We start from the raw sequence: 16,547 nt of genomic DNA on the forward strand, positions 1-16,547 counted from the left end.
GTAGCACTCCCCGGAAATGTCCCAAGAATGGCGACAGGGCGTTCCCCGGCCTAACGGTCGGTACAATCGGCTCCACCGATCTCCCTGATAAAGGCGAGCAGAAGCGCACCAAGCCGAGATGACTGCTGCTGAGCGGCACCATCAATGAACTCAACGCCACTTATCCTCAAGGTCGCCTTCATCCTCCACAAAGCCCAGCATCCTGTCTCCATGCACTTCGATACGTGTTTCCCATAAATGCCGACGGTTTCCCGGTTCTACCCTGGGATGTGAGGATCAAAAGCGGACCTGTTGACGCAGGGATGCCAGACCTGTCTTTTCAGCCCCAGTGCGGCCAGCCTGTCACCAATGGCCCAACCCCAGCGCACCCGGCGCTGCCCCAACGTGGCAATGCGCCAGATATTGACGGGCAGGGAAAAAAACGGATTGTGTCGCCCATAGGCCCAGATCTCGGCCCGGATGCCGGCCTCCGCGCTATGGCCCCGGGCATGAAAGCCACCGGTATCAGCTACAATCAGGCTATTGACCGACACATCGAGCGTTACAGGCGGGCCATACCCCATGCCGGCAAGTTCTTCACGCGTGACGCGCGGCGAACCGCGTCCGGTCAGGCGGTTCTGGGCCTGGGCCGCGCCCATGCTCATGGTCTTTTCCCATGCCATGCGACCACGGGTGATGCGGTGGGAGCCAGGCACATAAACCAGCGGCCCGCCATCGGCCTTTACATCTGTCAGCGTGAACCATGCCTTGACCGTTGGATGGAACGTATCCGCATGGAGATCAGTCTGTGGATCTGGCGCTCCCTTTACCACTTTCGACAGTATGGTCTGGATGTAATATATCGGCTCGACATCATGACTGCCTACATAGCGGATGAGATCGTGCCATGCCCGCATGCCCAGAAACCGACGTACGGCTGGCATGTTCTTCAGGGCGTCCGGATCCAGTGCGATGCGGCGGGTTATCGTATCGCCCTGCACCGTTTCACGCGCCTCAGTCCGAAAGGCGCGCACTTCCTGAAGCAGCCTGTCGAATTCCTGATGTGGAAGCACGTCATGCACCACGATGAATCCGTTACGCTCAAACTCCTCTATCCGTTCTGGAGGAATCAGGTGCGCCATGCCGCGACGTCGCCGGTTGGCGGCGTGATGTGCCAGTTTCTGCCGCACGACATGTAACCCGCAGGCATTGAGAAAGGGATTGCCAATGATCGGATTGTCCCTGAATGACTTGTATCCGGTCAGAAGCTGGACGCTCCAGATCGGCCCCATGAACAGACGCCGGACCGTAAGGCGGGCGATCATGTACCATTCATGAAGGACAGACATCACGCATACCTGTAAATGTTATATGTACCTGATATTTCCGGTTTGATCAGATCCATCATCAACATCTTTGAAAACTCGGCACGCATGCTTCGGGAGAGGGTCAAACGTTGCTGCGATAAGGGTTGTGAACGCAGATGTGTTAACTGCAACGATCGTCACGGGTTGCAATACGCCCTCAGTCTTTGGGAGTGATGAACATATTTTTGATCTCATGATGGACGTCTTCAACCTGTCCGGGTCGGCCGCAACAGAACGACTGAACTGCGGACAACGGGAGCATCGTGGTGGTAAGCTGACCGGAACCGAGGCATTGCCGGATGGGAGCGTAAGTTGACCGCATATGTAGCGCTGCTTCGTGCAGTCAATGTCGGGGGCACCGGCAAATTGCCGATGACAACACTGGCACAGATCTGCAAGACGGCAGGTCTGCGGAAAGTGAAGACCTACATTGCCAGCGGGAACGTCGTTTTCGAAAGCGACAGGTCCGAAGACGAGGTCCGGACGACGCTTATGGATCAGCTACAGGCTCATGCCGGAAAGAGAGTTGGCGTGATTGTGCGAACCGCAAGCGAACTTGCCGAAACCCTCGCGCGCAATCCATTTCCGGATATGCCCGCCCATCGTGTCATGACGCTGTTTGTGGATGGCACGGTTCCGACTGACCCGCTTGAGGGCGCGACCGGGATCAGGAACGAACAGGTACGATACGGGAAACGTGAACTGTTCGTGTTCTATCCGGACGGAATGGCGGCAACAAGGCTCCGCATACCCTGCGAAAAGCAGGGAACAGCGCGGAACATGAACACGGTCGCCAAACTCTCCGAAATGGCTGCCGCCCTCACCTCATCCGGAAGTTTGTAGTGGAACTGATACTCATGTCGTCCAGGCGACACGATTATGCCCATTGCCCCCGTCAGCCCTGATAAATCCTCTGTAGCGAAGTCCGGCACGACGACGACCGTCAGTGTTTTGGCACCACCTGCTGTCAGGAAGGCGGGCAGTTACACGTTCCATTGCGACATAGCTGGTCGAACCCGTGATCTCACTACGGAATACCAGCATCTTCCCTACACTGCTGCCTTGCAGGTTGCCGTAAAATGTTTTGTTGATCGCCATCGTGTCAATCGGGCCATCACCATCGCTGACCGGCGAGAGTGTCACGTCGAAGGTGCCCAGAGCTTCGTTTTCCATTCTTCCCTCCGAAAAGCGCGTTTGCCTGCAGCTCCCCTCGCCGCTTTATTCCTTCCTGATCAGTTCAAGACCTTCTTCATATGTCGTCACGGAAAATTCGGGGAAATGACGTTTGAATTTGGTTGAGTCAAAGAGATTGTCCTGCTCGTAACGGGGCAACAGTTCCCTTATTTCCCGCACCTTTTTTGAGAAAATGCCCGCAATGATCAATGGCCATTTTCCAATGACCGAATAAGAAGGCGCTCGTCCGAAAATCCTGCTCGCCATGATGACAAATGTCTTGTAGGTCGGCCGATCATCACAGCACGGCAGATGCCAGGTCTGTCCGAAAGCTTCCGGTGTATTGCCCAGCATTGCCAGCGCACGGCTCGCATCCGGCGTCCAGATGAGGGTCCGGTGGGTGTCGTCACGGACCGGGACCAAGGGCCTTCTCCCTGCTTTCAGCCTGTCAATGATCAGCGCATTGGTGAAGCTCTGCGTTTTCCCCGGACCATAGAATTCCGGTGCGCGGGCGATGAGCACGGGAATGTCGCCGCGTGCCATTTCCTGCAGCACCATGGACGCCATTGCCGCGCGCACCCGTCCTTTCCGGCCAACCGGCGCAAAGCGCGTTTCCTCTGTCTGGATCTCGCTGTTCTGCGGATACATGTACGTATTGTCAAAATAGGCAAAGCTGGCCCCCGCCGCCCGACACGCCTGCAGGGCGTTTTTCAGCATGACGGGAAACTGTTCTTCCCAGAGTTTGCTGTCAGGGGGCAGGCCGGCCGTAAAGTAGACGATCCGGCTGCCTTTCACCGCGCCTGTTGTCTGCCCTGCATCCAGCAGGTTCGCCGCCATAAGCGTGTCGTCTTCGTTGACCTTGCGGGGATTACGGCTCACAAGCCGCAACTCCCCCGCATGATGCTGATGCAATGTCCGCGCCAGTTCCGTGGCGATCTGACCATTTGCGCCCAGAATTGTCTGCATGTGAGGCTGCCTCCATGATGCCAGGTAGGTTTGCCCATACACCGTTAACCTTGAAGTCAGATTTAATGTCAAACCACAGATTGACCTTCAACCGGGCTTGAACGTTACAGGATGATGGTCGGAGACATTGCCGCATGGGAGGGGCCAGCCATGAACCGTCATATCCTTCACGTTGTCACCAACACCGCTCATTTCGGCAATTCCGCGCATCCGACCGGATTATGGCTGTCGGAACTGACGCATGCGTGGGACGTATTTGCCGCCAGCGGTCATGCACAACGCATTGTCAGCCCAAAAGGCGGCAAAGTTCCGCTTGATCCGCATGCATTGAAATGGCCGATGCGCGATGCCTCCACCAGGGCCTGGCTGGCCGATCCGGCAAAAATGGCTCTGCTGTCGTCAACACCCTCCCCCGCAGACATCAATCCGGGCGATTATGACGCGATCTACTTTACTGGCGGTCATGGCGTGATATGGGATTTTCCAGACAATGAGGGTCTTCAGTCCATCACCCGCGCACTATGGGAAAAAGGCGGCGTGGTCTCCGCTGTCTGTCATGGATATTGCGGACTGCTGAACACCCGGCTTGCCGATGGTTCGTTTCTGGTCCGTGGTCGGAAAATCACCGGATTTTCATGGACCGAGGAAAGGCTGGCAGGTGTCGCGCGCGAAATCCCCTACAACGCGGAAGCTCAGATGAAGGCACGGGGCGCGATTTATGAAAAAGCGCTGCTTCCGTTCATGTCCCATGTCGTGACGGATGGGAAACTGGTGACGGGACAGAACCCCTTTTCCGCCCGAGCGACGGCAAGGAAAGTCGTGGCGCTTCTGGATGGGGCTTAACAGGAGGCCGTCTTTTTGCGGCGACCCGTGCTTACTGACTGACGGCGGTCCGTCGCATCCAGAAGGCGGATATCGTCCGACGTGACGTCGAGGGCTTCGGGATGTTCCGCAAGCATATTCGTCAGGACACGATGCGCATTGGCCGCACAGTCCATGTCGTCGGGACGCGCCTGAATATCCTCGATCAGGCGAAGCAGATGCGCCCTGCTCTGCGTCAGGCGTGCCTGCAACGCTTCGATATCCGCAATCTTGCGTGTCAGGGCATCCATCAATGTAGCATGGTCCCAGTGTTTCAGGTCGGGGGGCAGCAGGGTGCGGATTTCATCCAGTGTAAACCCGGCCCGCTGCGCCGTTGTGATAAGAGCCAGAATCATCACGGCCTGCTGCGGATAGGTCCGGTATCCGTTGGGCCGACGGTCAACCGTTTTCAGCAGTCCGATGCGCTCATAGAACCGGATCCTCGACGGTGTCAGGCCACTTAGTCGTGCCAGTTCTCCAATCTTCATGATTTACCCCCGGTCATGAACGCATGCTTGACCTTGAAGCTACCTTCAACGTTAGGCTCTGACCAGTATCCCGTTATTGATCGGCAAGGAGGCGTATCATGTCATTCGTCACGACATCTGACGGCGTAGAGATCTTCTACAAGGACTGGGGACCGAAGGGTGCCCAGCCGATCGTCTTCCATCATGGCTGGCCGCTCAGCGCTGATGACTGGGACACGCAGATGCTGTTTTTCCTGAGCAAGGGGTTTCGCGTGATCGCGCATGACCGTCGCGGTCATGGTCGCTCGGCACAGGTGAGCGACGGGCACGACATGGATCATTATGCGGCGGACACATCGGCCGTTGTCGAACATCTCGACCTGAAAAACGCCATCCATGTCGGACATTCGACCGGCGGGGGCCAGGTTGCCCGCTATGTCGCGAAATATGGTCAGCCCCAGGGACGTGTTGCCAGGGCCGTGCTCATCAGTTCCGTGCCGCCCCTGATGGTTCAGACGGACCGCAGTCCCGACGGCGCACCGATTGCAGTCCTGAACGGACTGCGTGCGGGGCTTGCGGCCAATCGCGCGCAGTTCTTTGTCGATGTAGCCAGCGGGCCGTTCTACGGCTTCAACCGCCCGGGCGCAGAAGTTTCGGACGGCACGATCCGCAACTGGTGGCGTCAGGGCATGATGGGCAGCGCCAGGGCGCATTATGAAGGCATCAAGGCATTCTCCGAAACGGATCAGACGGACGACCTGAAAGCCATCACAGTGCCGGTGCTTGTGCTGCAGGGCGATGATGATCAGGTCGTACCATACAGGAACGCGGCGGTCCTTCAGGACAGGCTGCTTCGGAACAGTACGCTGAAGATCTATCCCGGCTATCCGCACGGCATGCACACGACACATGCAGACGTCATCAATGCAGATATCCTGGCGTTCATTACAAAATGAGGATCGCATCATAACGATGTGACGTTTGGCGTCCGCAGGTGGAGTCTGGTCTCTCCACCTGCCATATCATGCGTTCAGTTCCCGCAATGTCGCCACGCGGAAATGTCCCCGTCCATATCGGCTTTACGATAACGTTGCCGACAGCGGGAATGTGCGGCACCTTTACCGGATTGGGCGCGTTCCCTCCGGCAGTATTTTCGTCAATTCGATGTCCTGATCACGATGTTATCCGGTTTCTATTGTCGCAAGCCCTCATGGGAGAAGGGAGATATAAACTCCGCCTCGCCGCCAAGTTCATGCTTGATCTCCAGCAGACGGTTATATTTCGCGATCCGCTCGCTTCGGCAAAGCGAACCAGTCTTGATCTGTCCCCCGCCCATCGCGACAGCAAAATCCGCGATGAAGGTATCTTCCGTCTCACCAGAACGATGAGACACGATATAGGCCCACCCCGCACGCCTTGCCGCGTCAACAGCAGCAATGGTCTCCGTCACCGTGCCGATCTGGTTCAACTTGATCAGCACGGCGTTGGCCGTCTTTTCACGGATGCCACGCTCAATAAACGCGGGATTGGTAACGAAGATGTCGTCACCAACAATCTGTAAACGTTCGCCGAGTTTTGCAGTCTGCGCCGCGAAGCCGGCCCAGTCATCCTCGGCAAGCCCGTCTTCCAGTGAAACAATGGGATAGCGGTCGATCCATTCTGCATAAAGTGCAGTCATTTCATCGGAAGTGCGCGTGACGGGCGTGCCGTTTACCTTCAGGTGATAAGCGCCCTCATGGCCAAAAGATGAGGCCGCCGGATCCAGCGCAATGGCGATATCGGGACCGGGACGATACCCGGCCCTTTCGATCGCTTCGACAATCAGGGCGCAGGCGGTTTCGTTGTCCGCAAGTTTCGGTGCAAAGCCACCTTCGTCACCGACCGAGGTGACATGACCCCGTTCATGAAGGAGGGAACGAAGCGCATGGAAAGTCTCGCTCCCATAGCGCAGGGCTTCCGAAAAGGTCGTGGCACCGTGCGGCACGATCATGAATTCCTGGAATTCCAGCCCGTTGACAACGTGCAGGCCGCCGTTCAGCACGTTCATCATGGGGACCGGCAGCCTGCGGGCGCCGCTTCCACCGAGGCTGGCATATAAGGGAATGCCCGCAGCGGCCGCCGCCGCCCGCGCCACGGCCATCGATACGCCAAGGATCGCGTTCGCACCCAGCCCTGTCTTGTTTCCGGTTCCGTCGCGTTCCAGCATGATCCGGTCGATGGCCGCCTGCCGTCGCACATCCTGTCCGACCAGCAAAGGCGCGATCACATCACGGACATTGGCAACCGCCCGGCATACGCCCCTGCCGCCATAACGGGCATGGCCCTGTGTTGACGGCGCAGAATCCGGTTGCGGTCCATCACGCAGTTCGCGGGCCTCGAACTGCCCTGTGGACGCGCCGGACGGAACGGATGCAACCGCCACTGTTCCGCCATCGAGCACCAGCATCACACGAATGGTTGGATTGCCCCGGGAATCAAGGATTTCAAGCGCGTCAATGCTGCGGATGCGAAAATCAACCATCATCATACCCTTCCATCCCGATGGTCGCAGAAGGATATGGATCTCCTGCCGCGACAACATATGTCGCATGGGCAGGAGTCATCAGCCCTGAGGGCGGTTACGGGAGGAACTCCATCTCCCCGCGCGGTCAATGGACATGTCACGACGATCATGCCGGTTCCCGCGACGATATCGTTTCCAACACTTGACAGGCACCATCGTTCACGGGTGATACTGGTTATGGCAATGGATTCTGCCTGATCGCTACATGGCGGTCGAACCGCTTCCCTGGTGGAGGCTGATGATTCCTACCCTGCGGGCCTGCATGGGGGGAATCCGTCCGACGTCTTTCCTCCTTACCATATGGCTCCGTGACTGACCGTTTGGGGGAGAATGACGTCATGCGCCTTCTGGTTGTTCTGGATCGGCCTGATACCGCGCTTTTCACACTCGGGACCGCCGGGGCGCTGGCCGAGCGGCTGTGTGCGGATCAGATTCGCATCCTGCATCCGCGTCTTGCGGACAATCCTGCATTCCAGACACCCGATGAAGGGATGCCCACCACCGAGGAACAGCAGCGCTTTGCGCGCGAGGTGACGGAACGTGCTGACAGGCTGCGTGAAATAGCCTCCGCCTGGATAAGGTCGGCCTCATCCGGCGCGCACCCTCAGCCAGACAGGCAGTGGGTCGAAATCGCGGGAGATGTCCGCAAGATCGCGGCGCAGGAAGCACGCAGCGCCGATTTCGTCATTCACGGCCGCCCCCGGGCAGGCGATCCGGCCTATGTGGTGGATGCCTTTGCGGGCATCCTCTATGACGCCGAGGCCACCCTGATTGTCGCACCATTGCAGGATTATGCCTCCGTCGGGCACAGGCCGGTGATCGGATGGCATCCCTCGCACGCGCTCGACAACGCCATATCGGCCGCCATGCCGCTGCTGGAAACCGCCGAGCGCGTGACGCTCATTATCGGTGAACATGATGGCAACGAAACCCAGTTGCCGGCTTTCGCCAGCACCCTTGGCAGGCGGGGCGTACAGATCATTGTTGACCGGTTCAGGATCGACGGTGATGTCGGGGAACAGATCCGCACCCATGCACTGGCGGCGAATGCCGATCTCCTCATCATGGGGGCCTATACCCGACCGCATTTCCTTGAATGGCTGTTCGGCGGCCCGACACAGGATCTTTTCACCCACGCCACCCTTCCCATCCTGACCCACCACTGAATATTGAACAGAACGCCTGCGATGCGCGCACATGCATGCAGGCATGAAGGATAGTTTTCGATGATGTCTGGCGTCCTTACCCCGCTGTGGATCGCTGTCGCGGGCGCGATGGGGACATTGCTCCGTTATTACGCAGGTATCCTGACACTGTCATGGAGCCAGCGGTTACCCTGGGGTACAATCCTGATCAACATAACAGGTTCTTTCGCCATAGCCTTTTTCAGCGCCCTGACGGCCGCCCATGCCCGCTTCCCGGCGTCAAACGAAACCCGGTTGATCGTCATGGCAGGACTCTGCGGCGGTTACACGACGTTTTCGTCTTTCAGCCTCCAGACCATCGACCTCGCCCGGGATGGCGCCTTGGTCCGTGCCCTGCTCAATGTCACCCTGTCTGTGGTGCTGTGCCTTGGTGCCACGGCCCTCGGCTATGTATCCGCCGAAGCTGTCAACGGACATTCTGCCAGCATCCACGCCTCCCCCATGCATGATTCAGATCTTCCGCGGAAATAAACGTCCCCTTTCTGCCCGGATATCCACGACGGCAATCCGGGGCGGTTTTACTGAACAAGACCAAGTTCAAGGCCGATATAGGCCAGCACGCCGCCCCCCACGAACAGGGCCATGCCCCACGCAGCACGGGACCCATGAACCGTTCCGGCCAGGGCGACGCCCATAAGCGCCAGCAGCGCGAGCGTCGCCAGAAGGCCCAGCCATGAAGGACCGGGAAGTATCATGGCCAGAAGAAGCGGTGTCATTGACCCCGCCAGTCCACAGACGGCCGCAAGCACCGCACCGAGCGCGGAATTGACGAGCGCTTTCCGCCCCAAAGCCGTGGCAGACATATGCCTGCTTGGACGCAGGTTCAGTTCCCTTTCAATACCGACAAGTGCGGTTCGTTCCTGTGCATAGTGGGCAACAAAAAATACGAACAGCGTCGTCAGACCCGCGGCCATCCCCACCCGAAATGCCAGCGTGTACGTTATGACGTGCCCATGACCGAGGAAACTGCGTGATGCCAGCGTCAGGGCATTCAGGATGCCGTCCACGGTTCCCGCTACGATATCAAGCCGGTTCTCGACTTCATGGAACCATCGCAGGGGCTGGCCGGATCTCATCGGCGTCGTGGCACGCTTTCGATAAGCCTGTCGCCCGTGGCAAGGTGATCAAGACTGTGGACCACGGCCCCTGTTTTTTCGATTGCCTCCACAATACTTTCGTAATCCATGTTCTCCCCCTCGATCGTAACATCCGTTCCGATGGTTTCCGTGTCGATTTCGGTCACGGTAATGCTGCAGGCCGCCACACCGGGGGATGACTGGATCGCCGCGGCAACGGCAGTCAGCGTTGGGCCGCGCATGGACAGGTCAACATCAAGGAGAACCCGCCGCACATTCAGTTGCCCGTCCATGGCAGACCCTTTCCGTGTCCAGGGATATTCAGGAAAACCGGAGAATTACTTACGGGTGTGGATACTTTCGTTGATACGTTCCACGGACCATTCGCCGTAGCGCGGCGTAAAGATGCTGACACCGCAGGGATCTGACGTAAATTTCCAGTAATTGCGCAGGGGAAGGCGTAAGATAGCGAGTATCAATGTCCTGATGACGCTGTCATGTGTTACGATGACGGCCGTTCCGTTTTCTGCCTGCGCAAGGGCTTCATTCGCAGCCTCTACGGCACGTCGGGCAACAGTTTCAAGCGTGTCACCATTGGGGATGCGCGCGAGATCAGGTGTCTGCATCCATGCGTCGTAATCCTGAGGATATGCCGCAGCGATATCCTTGTGGGAGTGCCCCTGCCAGTCGCCATAATTGAAATCCGTCAAGCCAGTCATGGGGAAGACACTCTCACCATGATGATCGGCAATGGCCCTGGCAGTCTCGACACAGCGTGACAGGGGACTGGACGCAACGACTTTGACATCAGGCGCCGCAGACAGGTAATGCGCTGTCAGGGCGGCCTGCTCCCGGCCGCGATCCGTCAGGGGAAGATCCTGCGTCCCCCGGAAACTGGGCGGTTTGATGCCCGGTACCTCGCCATGGCGGACCAGAACCAGACGTGATGCACCATGCGGTGATAATGCTGGCGGAAAAACAAGGGCTGTCATTGGATATACCTCCGGCTTGCGCTTCACGCGTTATGCCAGGAGTCATCAGCCAAAATGGCGGTTATAAGGAGGAACCCCATCTCCCTGTATTCCAAAGTAATAGAGAACGTCTGCTTCTTCCGTCAAGACAATATACATGAGGTATTGAAGTCTCCTCGCAATTTAACGTGTTCCCAACGCCTGATTTCCGTTACCTGTTCTGTCCGGTCCAATTACGGCAATCGGTCAGTTACCCGTGGTGACAGGTTCCATGCCTGATCCCGCGCCCGGCAGGATCGCCAGCGGCAGGTCCAGCCATCTTGCCTTCAGGTCCCATACCACCGCATCGCATGCCAGTGCGCCGTCACCTTCCGTCGATCTGTAAACCCGGGCGCCTTACGATTTTCCTGCTGGCAGCAGGGACGCCAGCATTTCCTTTGCCGAACCCAGTATGACACTGGCCCGCTCCGGTTCCGTGGGGAGCGATGTCAGGAAGGCCTTGGCCTGCTGCAGGGTGATATGCGGCGGCAATGGCGGCACGTTGGGGTCGGTGCGGGCTTCAAGAATGACAGGGCGGTCGGCGCCCAGGGCTTCTTCCCATGCGGTGGCGACGTGTGCGGGGTCATCAACATAAATCCCCTTCAGCCCCAGCAGTTCGGCATAGCGATGATAGGGAAAATCCGGAATGGACTGGGTTGATTCCGTCTTGCCCCTGCCAAGCTGGATGCGCTCCTCCCACGTGACCTGATTGAGGTCCTGGTTATTCAGCACAAGTACGATCAGCCGGGGATTGGACCACTGCTTCCAGTATTTGGAAATCGTGATCATGACATTCAGGCCGTTCATCTGCATGGCCCCGTCGCCCATGCAGGCAATGACCGTGCGTTCGGGATAGGCCATCTTGGCCGCCATGGCATAAGGCGTCCCCGCCCCGAGGGAGGCCAGACCACCTGAAAGTGATGCCTTCATGCCACGCCGCATTTTCAGGTCACGCGCATACCAGTTGGCGACGGAGCCGGAATCAGCGGTGATGATGGCATTTTCCGGCAGGCGGGGTGACAGTTCCCAGAATACGCGTTGCGGGTTAAGCGGCTGGGCACCGGTCATGGCGCGGGCTTCCAGCACTTTCCACCACTGGGCCACTTCCTTTTCGATATGGGCGCGCCATGAGCGGTCACTGTTGTGATGAAGCAGCGGGATCAGGGCGCGCAAGGTCGCAGCACTATCGCCCTGCAGGTTGACCTCCATCGGGTAACGCAGGGACAGGTTGGCGCCGTTTATGTCGATCTGCACGCCACGCGCCTGCCCCGGCCTTGGCAGGAACTCGCTATAGGGAAATGATGATCCCACCATCAGGAACGTGTCGCATTCCTTCATCATGACCCATGACGGCTTCGTGCCCAGCAGGCCGATCGAACCGGTAACGAAGGGGAGTTCATCAGGTACGGCGGCCTTGCCCAGCAGCGCCTTGGCAATCCCCGCCCCAAGGATTTCCGCGATCTGGAGCAACTGGTCCGTTGCCTCCAGCGCACCTGCGCCGGCAAGGATCGCAACCTTTTTGCCGGCATTGAGTATTTCGGCCGCGGCACGCAGGCCTGCCTCCTCGGGCACCTTGCTGCCAACTGTCGTGCCGATGCCCGTATGGGTCGAACCATGCGCCATTGGCGGGTCTTTATACGGCAGTTCCTGCAGGTCATTGGGTACGATCACGACGGTCGGCGCACGTTTGTCGCGCGCGATCCGCACGGCCCGGTCCAGCGCATGGCGTATCTGCGATGGTTCGGTCACGGTTACGATGTATTCGCACGCCACGTCCTTGCATAGCGATTGCAGGTCCACTTCCTGCTGGTAATTCGTGCCAATCGCCGTACGGGCCTGCTGGCCCATGATCGCCACGACACCAACATGATCAAGCCTGGCATCATAAAGCCCGTTCAGCAGGTGGATGGCGCCGGGGCCCGATGTTGCGAAACACAGCCCCACCTGCCCGGTAAACTTGGCATGCGCCGTAGCCATGAACGCGGCCATTTCCTCATGCCGTACCTGCACATATTCGATATGGCCTGCATCCACTTCGCGTTGCAGGGCCACGTCTATTCCGCCTGCCCCATCGCCCGGATAACCGTAAGCGCGTCTGAGGCCCCATTCCTGAAGGCGTTTCCATAAGAATTCGCTGACATTCATTTTCAGGGACCTCCCGCCGGATTCATCGGGCCAACGTCGAGAATTCGCAGGGGTTGCTGGCACGACAGTTTTGTAAAGACAACGCAGAGAACCGGTTGTTCATGCGGAAGATGAACAATCGGTATCTCAGTGCACAGGGATTATTGTGTGGTCAGGACGTTTGACGTCAGGTGGTGAATGTCATGAAGCAACCGGGACCTGGTCTCTCCCTATCGTCCCGACAGGTCAGCATGCGCCATCCCATCCATATCCGGCCTCAGGCTGCGGCATGCTGGTTTACACTCATCCCGGCGATGCGCGTCAGTTTCTGGTCGGCGGATTTTTCTTCCTCAAGCGTCTGTTCCAGAACACTCGCGCAGTCGCTACGGCCAAGTTGCCGGGCATAGGCGATGAGGCTTCCGTAACGGGTTATTTCATAATGCTCGACCGCCTGCGCTGCCGAGAGCATGGCGGCATCACGGACCTCAGGATCATCACAGTCGCTGATGATGTCCTTCGCCTCGGAAAGGATGCCATCCATTGCCTGACAGGTCACGCCCTTAACGGGTTGGCCATGCATCTGGAACACCTGCTCAAGCCTGCGTACATGTTCCTGTGTTTCCGTCAGGTGGTGCTGGAACGCGGCCTTCAGTTCCGGTTCGGTGGCCTCTTCCGCCATGGTGGGCAGGGTCCTGACGATCTGGTTTTCGGCATAATAGATATCCTGAAGGGTATGCACGAACAGGTCATCAAGGGTTTTGATCGGTTTTGAAAACAGGCCCATTGATTTTCTCCATTCTCGAAAAGATGCCATTCGCCTGATCGGCGCACGGCAGTCGATGCGGTGACCGGAGCATTCAGTTTCCGGGGGACGACAGCAGATTGCTGACGTCCCCGGTATCCAGCATGATGTCAGGTGTTCTTGTGGCTCTGCTGGCCGGCCTTGACATGCTGTTCATGTGTGCCGCCGCGGGTGCCGGTGCTGTGTTCGCCCTCGCCTTTCCCGGCATGCGACGTGCCTGTATTCTTATGGCTCTGTTCACCGGCCTTGACATGCTGTTCATGCGTGCCGCCGCGGGTGCCGGTACCATGCGTACCCTCACTGTTCGCGCTGTGCGACGAGCCTGTGTTTTTATGGCTCTGTTCACCAGCCTTGACGTGCTGTTCATGGCTGCCGCCTTGATTGGCCATTTTTTCCGTTCCTTTTACTGATGCGAGACGGCGGTTTATGTAGCCGTCCTACGATAAACCACCTGCATTGATCGAGGTTCCAGGAATTCAGAAAAAATTATAATTATTTGAAAAAGAAATTATGTAACAGATTTTGCCCAATTTATTTTATTAACTATAAAAATTAAGTGATTTTTTGAATCTCAATACTTTTAATATAGATCAGAATGTCTGAATACAGACCTACGTACCATGAGGTTGAATGTGGGTCCTGACATTGGCATCGAATCTCATCATGCAGGAACATACCCCTGCAATATCACCCGGTCGGCTTTATGTGTGTTTGATATGCCATTAACGAAAGCAAAAACACATGAAATTTCTATTTTTTATCTGGGCTTTCTCTATATGAGTTCATCCGTGCAAGGATGAAAATTCATGGGCAGTCTGGCACGATGATGACTGTTAATTGACGACCGACCGATGCCAGCAAGAAAAAGGATTTTCCGGCCTGCTTCACATATGATGGCGCAACCAATGGCCTCCCGATACCTTATCCTCGCAAATGGGAAAAGCCCGGATACCCATTGGAGCGCCTGCCTATACGCCCTGTGCCTGTCGCCAATCTATCCCTGTATGTCACATTGCCGGACCAGCAGCAGAGGACTGCCTGATTGAGGATACGATTTCATGGGAATCAACTGAAAAACAATAACTCCCGAATGATATTTTTACAGGGACGATCCTCCGATGCTTTTTGCAAAAAACTCTTTTGTTTCCGAAAGCATTTCTTTGAAACAGTGACTGGCGATCATGAAAACAGAGTGTAATCATGGAAAGTACAATACCACTTTCGCGCAACCTGTTAAGAAAACACATCTGAAGTTTCGTCCTCATGAATCTTCAGTATGGACAATGGTTTCATATCTGCGTTGATATGCAGAACATGTTTCATAAAAAACGCCTTGGTATGCGCCCTGGATGGCCCGCATTCTTCCGAATGTAGTCTCCACCGCACGGTGGCATAAGAACAGGGCTATTTTCACGCGCTTCATTCTCCCGTTGCGTGCTGAAGAAGCACCGGGAGCATGGCGGGGGTATTATGAACGCTGGCACCAAATGACCCATCCTGAAAGTTACCCGTGTTTTCTTGAACTTATGTCCGAACCAGGCCATGTTGTCAGTTAATTCCGATGACAATTGCGACGAGTTGAACGGTCGCGAGGAAAGTTGATTTCAGCTTGTCATAGCGTGTTGCGATGCCTCTGAACTGCTTCAGTCTGGCGAAAAACCATTCGCTGATGTTTCGATTTTTATAAATTGAGAAATGGATGTTTCGTGGATGGGTACGGTTTTTCCTTAAATGGATAACCGGTGCCTTTCCCCGCTTATCAAGTTTTTCAATGAGCCGATCGGCATCATAAGCCTTGTCGGCGATAAAAGCTTTGGGACCGACTTCATCCAGGAGGGAGTCTGCTTCATGCCCTTCCCCAGCATGTTACGAAAGGCGCGGAATCATTGCCCGTGTTTGCGGCTGCACAGGTGACACGGAAGAACGAACCCGCTGCGCGGGATTGGTGCGATGTGGAGGTCTGTCACCATGGCGTGAGCGATCTGTTTTATTTGGAACTATCCTGATCGGGCCAAGCACTCTGGCTTCTTCCCACCAGAAGGAGCCGGATGATGACAGAGTCCCTGTACATTGCTGCAATCAGTCCCCTTCGCCAGCGCCTGCTTGATGACATGGCGGTGCGGCGGTTCTCCCGGGAGACGCAGCGCAATTACCTTCGCGATGTCGGCCGTTTCGCCACGTTTCTGGGCCGCTCACCCCACACGGCAACAGTCGAGGATGTGCGCCAGTTTCAGATTGCGCAGAACGCGGCTGGCATGCCGACACCGACCAGAATGCCATCGTGTCGGCGCTGCGGTTTTTCTTCACCCAGACGCTCGACCACCCCGACCTTGCACGCAAGTTGGTCCGGGTATGGGGCTGGCGCACCTCGCGGCGTTTCAGGTTGATCCACACATCGCCGCCGGGGGACTAACATCGGTGCTTGAACACTTTCAGATCGACAGATTTGTCGATGTGCATGCGGTCTATCTGGGACATCGTGGCACGCTGCCTGCGCGGATCAGGGCCGTTCTTGAGTTCCTGAAGGAGAATAATTACACGAACCGTCCTACTTAGGGGAGATACAGCCAAAGTGGGGTTCGGACCACTCGCAGTCGGAGCAGCATTGAGCGCTTGGCAGCTAACAATGAAGGGGCAGACAGGCCCTCCTTTTTCTGGGCAGCCATTATTGTTGCAGCGAGCTTTAGCTTCTTTTCTTTTTTTGTCGCTGGCTCAGCGAAAAAAAGAATTCGGGCAATAGATCTTCTTGACCACGCCATAGAGGAGCGCAAGGTTGCCGAGGAACCATGATGCGGCATTGTGGTTAGGGACAGATACCGCTCGTCATTCGGGCGCGAGAGCCATTCGGACGAGACGCGGGCGCTACTGACGTGCCCCCCTTTTTGTATCCACTCAAAAGGAGAGTTCCCGTTTTTTATGGCTTGGGGTTGGTGGGATGACAAGTGTCTCGGGGG

At 56.9% G+C, this 16,547-nt stretch carries 20 protein-coding genes, 1 pseudogene and 3 riboswitches; of the genes and pseudogenes, 8 read left to right on the forward strand and 13 right to left on the reverse strand.

The window, feature by feature from the left end; all coding sequences use genetic code 11:
- Positions 1-257: 257 nt before the first annotated feature.
- Positions 258-1,328, reverse strand: a complete 1,071-nt coding sequence (locus HNH97_RS16200) for a phytanoyl-CoA dioxygenase family protein (RefSeq protein WP_171791580.1) — start codon at positions 1,326-1,328, stop codon at positions 258-260.
- Positions 1,329-1,658: 330 nt separating this feature from the next.
- On the opposite strand from HNH97_RS16200, the pseudogene HNH97_RS16205 reads away from it, so the two are divergent.
- A pseudogene (locus HNH97_RS16205) lies at positions 1,659-2,042 on the forward strand (DUF1697 domain-containing protein); the annotation flags it as partial.
- A 17-nt stretch (positions 2,043-2,059) separates the two neighbouring features.
- On the opposite strand, the gene HNH97_RS18430 reads toward HNH97_RS16205, so the two are convergent.
- Genes HNH97_RS18430 through HNH97_RS16215 form a run of 3 tightly spaced genes read right to left on the reverse strand, consistent with a single transcriptional unit; the run spans position 2,060 to position 3,485 of the window.
- Complete coding sequence (locus HNH97_RS18430; RefSeq protein ID WP_407716799.1) at positions 2,060-2,278, reverse strand: hypothetical protein; 219 nt, start codon at positions 2,276-2,278, stop codon at positions 2,060-2,062.
- Positions 2,202-2,519 (reverse strand): DUF3224 domain-containing protein, encoded by a 318-nt coding sequence (locus HNH97_RS16210; protein WP_216657694.1) that lies wholly within the window; start codon positions 2,517-2,519, stop codon positions 2,202-2,204. Before HNH97_RS16210 ends, HNH97_RS18430 begins: the two co-directional genes overlap by 77 nt.
- 45 nt (positions 2,520-2,564) lie before the next feature.
- On the reverse strand, positions 2,565-3,485 hold the full coding sequence (locus tag HNH97_RS16215) for an SDR family oxidoreductase (RefSeq protein WP_171791582.1): 921 nt from the start codon (positions 3,483-3,485) through the stop codon (positions 2,565-2,567).
- Between the two features lie 150 nt (positions 3,486-3,635).
- Between HNH97_RS16215 and HNH97_RS16220 the strand changes: the two genes are divergently transcribed.
- A complete protein-coding gene (locus tag HNH97_RS16220; protein WP_171791583.1) occupies positions 3,636-4,328 on the forward strand; it encodes a type 1 glutamine amidotransferase domain-containing protein in 693 nt (230 codons plus the stop codon).
- Here the strand turns inward: HNH97_RS16220 and HNH97_RS16225 are convergent.
- Positions 4,325-4,834, reverse strand: coding sequence for a MerR family transcriptional regulator (locus HNH97_RS16225; protein WP_171791584.1), 510 nt, complete (start codon positions 4,832-4,834; stop codon positions 4,325-4,327). The genes HNH97_RS16220 and HNH97_RS16225 overlap by 4 nt on opposite strands.
- A gap of 98 nt (positions 4,835-4,932) precedes the next feature.
- On the opposite strand from HNH97_RS16225, the gene HNH97_RS16230 reads away from it, so the two are divergent.
- Positions 4,933-5,769, forward strand: a complete 837-nt coding sequence (locus HNH97_RS16230; protein ID WP_110914169.1) for an alpha/beta fold hydrolase — start codon at positions 4,933-4,935, stop codon at positions 5,767-5,769.
- Positions 5,770-6,005: 236 nt separating this feature from the next.
- On the opposite strand, the gene eno is transcribed toward HNH97_RS16230, so the two are convergent.
- The gene (eno, locus tag HNH97_RS16235; protein ID WP_171791594.1) at positions 6,006-7,334 is read right to left on the reverse strand and encodes a phosphopyruvate hydratase; all 1,329 of its coding nucleotides are present in this window, start codon (positions 7,332-7,334) and stop codon (positions 6,006-6,008) included.
- 65 nt (positions 7,335-7,399) lie between these two features.
- Positions 7,400-7,462, reverse strand: a riboswitch (Fluoride riboswitch).
- An 84-nt stretch (positions 7,463-7,546) separates the two neighbouring features.
- Positions 7,547-7,631: riboswitch (Fluoride riboswitch) on the forward strand.
- Between the two features lie 83 nt (positions 7,632-7,714).
- On the opposite strand from eno, the gene HNH97_RS16240 reads away from it, so the two are divergent.
- Together HNH97_RS16240 and crcB are read left to right on the forward strand one after the other, a co-directional pair.
- A complete protein-coding gene (locus tag HNH97_RS16240) occupies positions 7,715-8,542 on the forward strand; it encodes a universal stress protein (RefSeq protein WP_171791585.1) in 828 nt (275 codons plus the stop codon).
- Positions 8,543-8,602: 60 nt separating this feature from the next.
- A complete protein-coding gene (gene crcB, locus HNH97_RS16245; protein ID WP_171791586.1) occupies positions 8,603-9,052 on the forward strand; it encodes a fluoride efflux transporter CrcB in 450 nt (149 codons plus the stop codon).
- 47 nt (positions 9,053-9,099) lie between these two features.
- On the opposite strand, the gene HNH97_RS16250 is transcribed toward crcB, so the two are convergent.
- From HNH97_RS16250 to HNH97_RS18435, 7 genes are all read right to left on the reverse strand, one after another.
- Complete coding sequence (locus tag HNH97_RS16250) at positions 9,100-9,657, reverse strand: hypothetical protein (RefSeq protein WP_171791587.1); 558 nt, start codon at positions 9,655-9,657, stop codon at positions 9,100-9,102.
- A complete protein-coding gene (locus HNH97_RS16255; protein ID WP_084296404.1) occupies positions 9,654-9,950 on the reverse strand; it encodes a DUF211 domain-containing protein in 297 nt (98 codons plus the stop codon). The genes HNH97_RS16250 and HNH97_RS16255 overlap by 4 nt, the downstream gene beginning before the upstream one ends.
- Before the next feature lie 45 nt (positions 9,951-9,995).
- Positions 9,996-10,649 (reverse strand): histidine phosphatase family protein, encoded by a 654-nt coding sequence (locus tag HNH97_RS16260; RefSeq protein ID WP_171791588.1) that lies wholly within the window; start codon positions 10,647-10,649, stop codon positions 9,996-9,998.
- A 29-nt stretch (positions 10,650-10,678) separates the two neighbouring features.
- A riboswitch (Fluoride riboswitch) is annotated at positions 10,679-10,742 on the reverse strand.
- Positions 10,743-11,024: 282 nt separating this feature from the next.
- A complete protein-coding gene (locus tag HNH97_RS16265; protein ID WP_171791589.1) occupies positions 11,025-12,812 on the reverse strand; it encodes a thiamine pyrophosphate-requiring protein in 1,788 nt (595 codons plus the stop codon).
- A 256-nt stretch (positions 12,813-13,068) separates the two neighbouring features.
- On the reverse strand, positions 13,069-13,575 hold the full coding sequence (locus HNH97_RS16270; RefSeq protein WP_171791590.1) for a YciE/YciF ferroxidase family protein: 507 nt from the start codon (positions 13,573-13,575) through the stop codon (positions 13,069-13,071).
- A gap of 128 nt (positions 13,576-13,703) precedes the next feature.
- Positions 13,704-13,982, reverse strand: a complete 279-nt coding sequence (locus tag HNH97_RS16275) for a hypothetical protein (protein ID WP_110914163.1) — start codon at positions 13,980-13,982, stop codon at positions 13,704-13,706.
- A 1,159-nt stretch (positions 13,983-15,141) separates the two neighbouring features.
- Positions 15,142-15,426, reverse strand: coding sequence for a transposase (locus tag HNH97_RS18435; protein WP_171791595.1), 285 nt, complete (start codon positions 15,424-15,426; stop codon positions 15,142-15,144).
- 278 nt (positions 15,427-15,704) lie between these two features.
- Between HNH97_RS18435 and HNH97_RS16285 the strand changes: the two genes are divergently transcribed.
- Genes HNH97_RS16285 through HNH97_RS16295 form a run of 3 tightly spaced genes read left to right on the forward strand, consistent with a single transcriptional unit; the run spans position 15,705 to position 16,383 of the window.
- The gene (locus HNH97_RS16285) at positions 15,705-15,980 is read left to right on the forward strand and encodes a hypothetical protein (protein WP_244949508.1); all 276 of its coding nucleotides are present in this window, start codon (positions 15,705-15,707) and stop codon (positions 15,978-15,980) included.
- A gap of 31 nt (positions 15,981-16,011) precedes the next feature.
- Complete coding sequence (locus tag HNH97_RS16290; RefSeq protein WP_216657695.1) at positions 16,012-16,149, forward strand: hypothetical protein; 138 nt, start codon at positions 16,012-16,014, stop codon at positions 16,147-16,149.
- A gap of 57 nt (positions 16,150-16,206) precedes the next feature.
- The gene (locus tag HNH97_RS16295) at positions 16,207-16,383 is read left to right on the forward strand and encodes a hypothetical protein (protein ID WP_171791591.1); all 177 of its coding nucleotides are present in this window, start codon (positions 16,207-16,209) and stop codon (positions 16,381-16,383) included.
- Positions 16,384-16,547: the final 164 nt, after the last annotated feature.

Source organism: Gluconacetobacter entanii (assembly GCF_013155425.1).
GTDB classification, from domain to species: Bacteria; Pseudomonadota; Alphaproteobacteria; order Acetobacterales; family Acetobacteraceae; genus Novacetimonas; species Novacetimonas entanii.